The sequence below is a fragment of the Streptomyces sp. MB09-01 genome (genome assembly GCF_033794505.1).
In the GTDB taxonomy this organism is placed as follows: domain Bacteria; phylum Actinomycetota; class Actinomycetes; order Streptomycetales; family Streptomycetaceae; genus Streptomyces.
Genome location: NZ_JARAYQ010000409.1, coordinates 1 through 5,053, shown reverse-complemented (window position 1 = coordinate 5,053; position 5,053 = coordinate 1). Strand labels below are relative to the sequence as shown.

The 5,053-nt window shown below is 71.6% G+C and carries 4 protein-coding genes; all 4 read left to right on the top strand.

The annotated features are described in order from the left end of the window. Positions 1-108 precede the first annotated feature (108 nt). Positions 109-900, top strand: a complete 792-nt coding sequence (locus PV721_RS41175) for a thioesterase family protein (protein WP_319733680.1) — start codon at positions 109-111, stop codon at positions 898-900. Between the two features lie 152 nt (positions 901-1,052). Next, positions 1,053-2,870, top strand: a complete 1,818-nt coding sequence (locus PV721_RS41170) for a serine/threonine-protein kinase (RefSeq protein ID WP_319733678.1) — start codon at positions 1,053-1,055, stop codon at positions 2,868-2,870. Positions 2,871-2,944: 74 nt separating this feature from the next. Further along, positions 2,945-3,949, top strand: a complete 1,005-nt coding sequence (locus PV721_RS41165; RefSeq protein ID WP_319733682.1) for a bifunctional lytic transglycosylase/C40 family peptidase — start codon at positions 2,945-2,947, stop codon at positions 3,947-3,949. 203 nt (positions 3,950-4,152) lie between these two features. After that, positions 4,153-4,884 (top strand): phosphatase PAP2 family protein, encoded by a 732-nt coding sequence (locus PV721_RS41160; RefSeq protein ID WP_319733676.1) that lies wholly within the window; start codon positions 4,153-4,155, stop codon positions 4,882-4,884. The last annotated feature ends 169 nt before the right edge of the window (positions 4,885-5,053 follow it).

The following is a 5,053-nucleotide window of genomic DNA, read 5'->3' as shown; positions in this document are numbered from 1 at the left end:
CCCCCCTGACGTTCGCCCCCCGACGTTCGCCCGCTGACGTTCCCGACACTCTCCGACGTTCCCCGACGACCGTTGTGGAGTCGGTTACCTGTCGGTAGCGTGCAGGGCATGGGCGCTGCCGAGGGGTTCTTCGAACGACTTGATGCCGGACGGTTCACCGCCACCGAGTACACGCGCGGGCCGTGGGACCCGGGCTCGCAGCACGCCGGGCCGCCGGCCGCGCTGCTCGGGCGGGCCGTCGAGGAGCGGCCGGGTGCGCGTAGGGACATGCGGATCGCCCGGATCACGTACGAGATCCTGCGCCCGGTGCCGATCGGCACGCTGGAGATCACCACCAGCGTGCTCCGGGCCGGGCGCAGCACCGAGGTGATCGAGGCCGCGCTCGCCCCGGCGGGCGCCGCGCCCGTGATGCTGGCGCGGGCCCTGCGGATCCGGGTCGCCGAGGAGGCGGTGCCGGCCGTGGTGCCGGGGCCGCAGCTGCCGCCGCCCGGGGAGGTGGACGTGACGCCGTTCTTCCCGGTGCCGTGGGAGACGGGCTACCACTCGGCCATGGAGACCCGGTTCACCGAGGGCGCGTTCGTCGAGCTGGGTCCGGGCACCTGCTGGATGCGGATGAAGGTGCCGCTCGTCGCCGGGGAGGAGACCAGGCCGCTGGACCGGGTGCTGATCGCCGCCGACTCGGGCAACGGCATCAGCTCGGTGATGGACTTCGGGCGCTACGTCTTCATCAACGGTGACCTGACGGTCCATCTCCACCGCCATCCGGTGGGCGAGTGGGCCTGCGTGGAGGCCCGTACGAGTGTGGACGCGGCCGGGATCGGGCTCGCGGACGCGCTGCTGCACGACGAGAAGGGCCCCATCGGGCGCAGCGCGCAGAGCCTTTTCGTCGCCCCCCGGTAGCGGCCGCCCGGACACCGCCCCGGACGACCGCCCGGATACCCCCCGGACGACCGCCCGGACACCGGCCCTGGCAAACGCAACGCCCCGACAACCGCCCGGGTAGGCCAACCCCCTTGTCAGGGGCGGGGTATGCGTGTGGCAGGCTCGTGCGAATGGAGGCCCTGAGAGACACGGATCCGGCGCACATCGGGGCGCAGGCACTGCTGGCCCGGCTCGGTGCCGGTGGCATGGGGCAGGTGTACCTGGGGCGGTCGCCGGGTGGCCGGCTGGTCGCCATCAAGGTGATCAAGGAAGAGATCACCGGGCATCCGGAGGCCCTCGCGCGGTTCCGCCGGGAGGCCGAGACGGTCCGCGCGGTGCGCTCCGCGTACACCGCGAACCTGATCGACGCGTCGCTGGCGGCGCCGCCCTACTGGATCGCCACCGAGTACGTGGCCGGGCCCACCCTGAGCCACGCCGTGCGCGCGTACGGAGCCCTGCCCGCCGCCGCGTGCCGCAGGCTGTTCGCCGCGCTGGCGGAGGGCCTGGCGAGCGTGCACGCGTACGGGGTCACGCACCGGGACCTCAAGCCGCAGAACGTCATCCTGGGCGTGCAGGGGCCGCAGCTCATCGACTTCGGCATCGCCAAGGGCGTGGCCGAGACGGCTCTGACGCAGGCCGGCAGCGCCCCGGGCACCCCCGGCTACACGGCTCCCGAGGTGCTGCTGCGGGGCGAGGCGGCGGACGCCGCGGACGTCTTCGCGCTGGGTGCCACGATCGCCTACGCGGCGACGGGCCGGGCGCCGTACGGGACCGGGGAGCCGACCGCCGTCAACTTCCGTGCGGTGCACGGCGAGATCGACGTCGAGGGCGTGGAGCCGGACCTGGCCGCGCTCGTCAGGGCCTGCGTGGCGACGGAGCCGGGGGCCCGGCCCGCCCTCGCCGAGATCATCCGGCGCTGCGCGGTGGACTCGGCCCTGGTCGACGACCCGGTGTACGCGGCTCTGACGGCGACCGCGGGCGGGGCCGCGCAGGTGCCGGGGCTGCCGTCGACGATCGGTCCGGGGCTGCCGGCCGGCTCGGGCTACGTGCCGACGTACGTCCCCGCCGGCCAGCACCAGAACCAGGGTCAGAGCAAGGGCCCGGACCAGGGCCAGGGCCAGGGCCAGAGCCAGAATCACGGCCGGGGCCCGGACCAGGGTCAGGGCGCCGGCCGCCGGCGCCCTCCGCGCTGGGCACTGGCGGCCGTCGGCGGGCTGGTGGCGGGCGGCCTCGTCACGGGCGGGTACCTGTTCCTCCAGGACGAGGACGGCAAGGGGGCCGGGGGAGGGTCGCGAGCCGGCGGTCCGCCGAGCGGCCGGAGCACGCCCGGCGGACCGGCCGCGCCGTCCGGTTCCGGCGGTCCGGCTTCGAGCCCCGCCCCCTCTTCCCAGGGCGGCGGCAGCGGATCGGGGGCCGTGCCCGACCACATCGAGCCGAACAAGGTGTCGAGGGACCTGTGGACCAGTGCCGGTCCGGGCGGTGGGGGCTGCAGCCTGCCCGCGGAGGAGCGGGCGGAGTTCCTGGTGGGTTCCGTCGTCGACGCCGACACCCCGGAGGCGAAGACGGTCACGGGCAAGGTCAAGATCCGTGTGTATCTGAAGTCGTACAACACGGAGCAGGGCCCCTACGTCGTCTCCGTCGGCGTCAAGGCTCCGCACGAGATCGACGAAAGCACGCAGCGCCCGTACGAGTTCGTCCGCGACTACAACCACGGCATCGGCTACACCAGCAAGCCCGTCGATCTCAAGGACCCGGCCACCGGCGGCGAGGTGGAGCTCACGTACCCGGACGACTTCGCCACGCAACTCGTGGACAACGGGGGGACCACGAAGAGATTTCCGGGCATCCCGGTCGCCAACGATCCCGGTGACTGGACCGTGCTGGTCTACCGGGTCCGGGGGGTCAAGGAGTACAGCAGCGTCTATTGCACCGGCTTTCCGGTGAAATAGTGCCGGGTCTGGCTGACGAATCCACTGTCAGGGGACATTCGATGAGGCAGTGTTGACGAGTGCGCAAGTTCTGGATGGCAAGCGGGCTCGGGATCGGTGTGTGCCTGACCTTCATCGCCCTGCTGGTCGTCGGCACGTACTCGGCGGCGGCGGGAATGGTGAACGGCGGCAGGCAGGGTGCCGTCGGACTGGTCAAGGGGTCGGTTCCGGCGATCTATCAGCCGCTGGTGGAGAAGTGGGGAAACCTTTGCCCCGCGCTCAACCCGGCTCTGCTGGCGGCGCAGCTCTACACGGAGAGCGGGTGGAAGCCCGACGTGGTGAGTCACGCCGACGCGCGTGGCATCGCCCAGTTCATCCCGGGCACCTGGGCGACGTACGGCATCGACGGTGACGGTGACGGTGACCGTGACATCTGGGACCCCAAGGACGCCATCCCGTCGGCGGCCTCGTACGACTGCCAACTCGCCAAGGACGTCGCCCAGGTGCCGGGGGATCGGTCCGACAATATGCTCGCCGCCTACAACGCCGGCCCTTATCGCGTGATCAAGGCCGGGGGCGTGCCCCCGATCAGAGAGACGCAGGGCTACGTGAAGTCCATCCGCGCCCTGGAGAAGAGCTTCGCGCGGCCGGTCGGTCGGGTGGCTCCGTCGCAACAGGCCGCCGGAGCAATCTACTTCGCGCAGAAGCAGCTCGGCACGCCGTATCTGTGGGGTGGCAACGGAACGCCCGACCACGGCGGGCGGTTCGACTGCTCCGGGCTGACCAAGGCCGCGTACGAGACGGTGGGGATCCAGCTGCCGCGCGTGGCCAACGACCAGTACAACGCCGGCTCCCACCCCCCGCGCGACCAACTGCTGCCCGGTGATCTGGTCTTCTTCTCCGACGATCTGACGAATTCGCGGGAGATCCGGCACGTCGGGCTCTACGTGGGCGGGGGATACATGATCAACGCCCCGTACACCGGTGCCGTGATCCGCTTCGACAAGATCGACACCCCTGACTACTTCGGTGCGACGCGCGTGACCAAGGACGGTGCGGAGGCCCTTCCGGACCGCTCCGCTGCTGGTCGGACTCCATAGCAACTCTCCGTGAGGTCAAGGCCCTGAGCTGCGACGACGAGTCTCTCTTCGATAACGTTGGAGTGATCATTCGGTGGAGAGTGGAACGTAGTCGCCAGAACGGGCGTTCCATGAACGCGGGGGGTTGATCAAGTGGGGGGGCGAAGGGGCGCACACAGGGGTGCGCCCGCACGGGAACCACGGCAAGGGCAAGGGGCAGCACCATGGCTGGACTCACAACAGGTGGGCCGAACGTGGATGTCAGCCTGCTGTACGAGGTCAACGGAGCGGCCCGGCAGGCTCCGGGATGGCTGGACCGGGTCGTGAGCCTGGCCGGTGAGTACGGGATCCTGCTGGCCCTGGTGCTCCTGGTGTTGTGGTGCTGGCACGGTGCGCGCCGGCAGGACGAGACCACCGCCGTCGAGTCCTTCGCCGCGCTGGTGTGGGCCCCGCTGGCGGCCGGCATCGCCCTCCTCGTGAACGTACCGCTGCGCGAATTCGTCGGACGGCAGCGGCCGTTCCGGCACCACGAGGGCCTGCAGGTGCTCGATCCCGGCTTCGGCCCGGGGATCGGGAACACCGAGTTCTCCTTCGTCAGCGACCACACCACCCTCGCGATGGCCCTGGGCGTGGGCTTGTTCCTGGCGAATCGGAAGTTTGGGTTCCTGGGGATCGGACTGGCCCTCGTCGAAGGGTTCTGCCGCGTCTACATGGGCGTCCACTACCCGACCGACGTGATCGGCGGCCTCGCGCTCGGCACCGCCGTGGTGCTCCTGCTCGCGCCGCTCGCCATGGCGCTGCTGACCCCGGTGGTGCGTGCGGTGGCCGGCTCCCGGCGCGTCGGCCGGCTCGTACGGGCCAAGGGCCGGGCGGTGCCCCGGCCGGTCGGGCTCGCGACGCAGGCCCAGACCCCGCCCGCGGGGCAGCGCACGCACGAGAACGACCTCGCCGCCTGAGATCGACGCGGACTCAGGTCCGCGCGTACGCAAGGATTCACGCCCGCGCGTACGCATCCCAGACGGCCAGCGCCTCGGCCACCAGCAGGCACGTCCCCGCCGCCCCGAAGCACACCCGGACCGCCGGCCGGCGGGGCCGGGTGTGCTTCGGGGCGGCGGGGACGTGCCT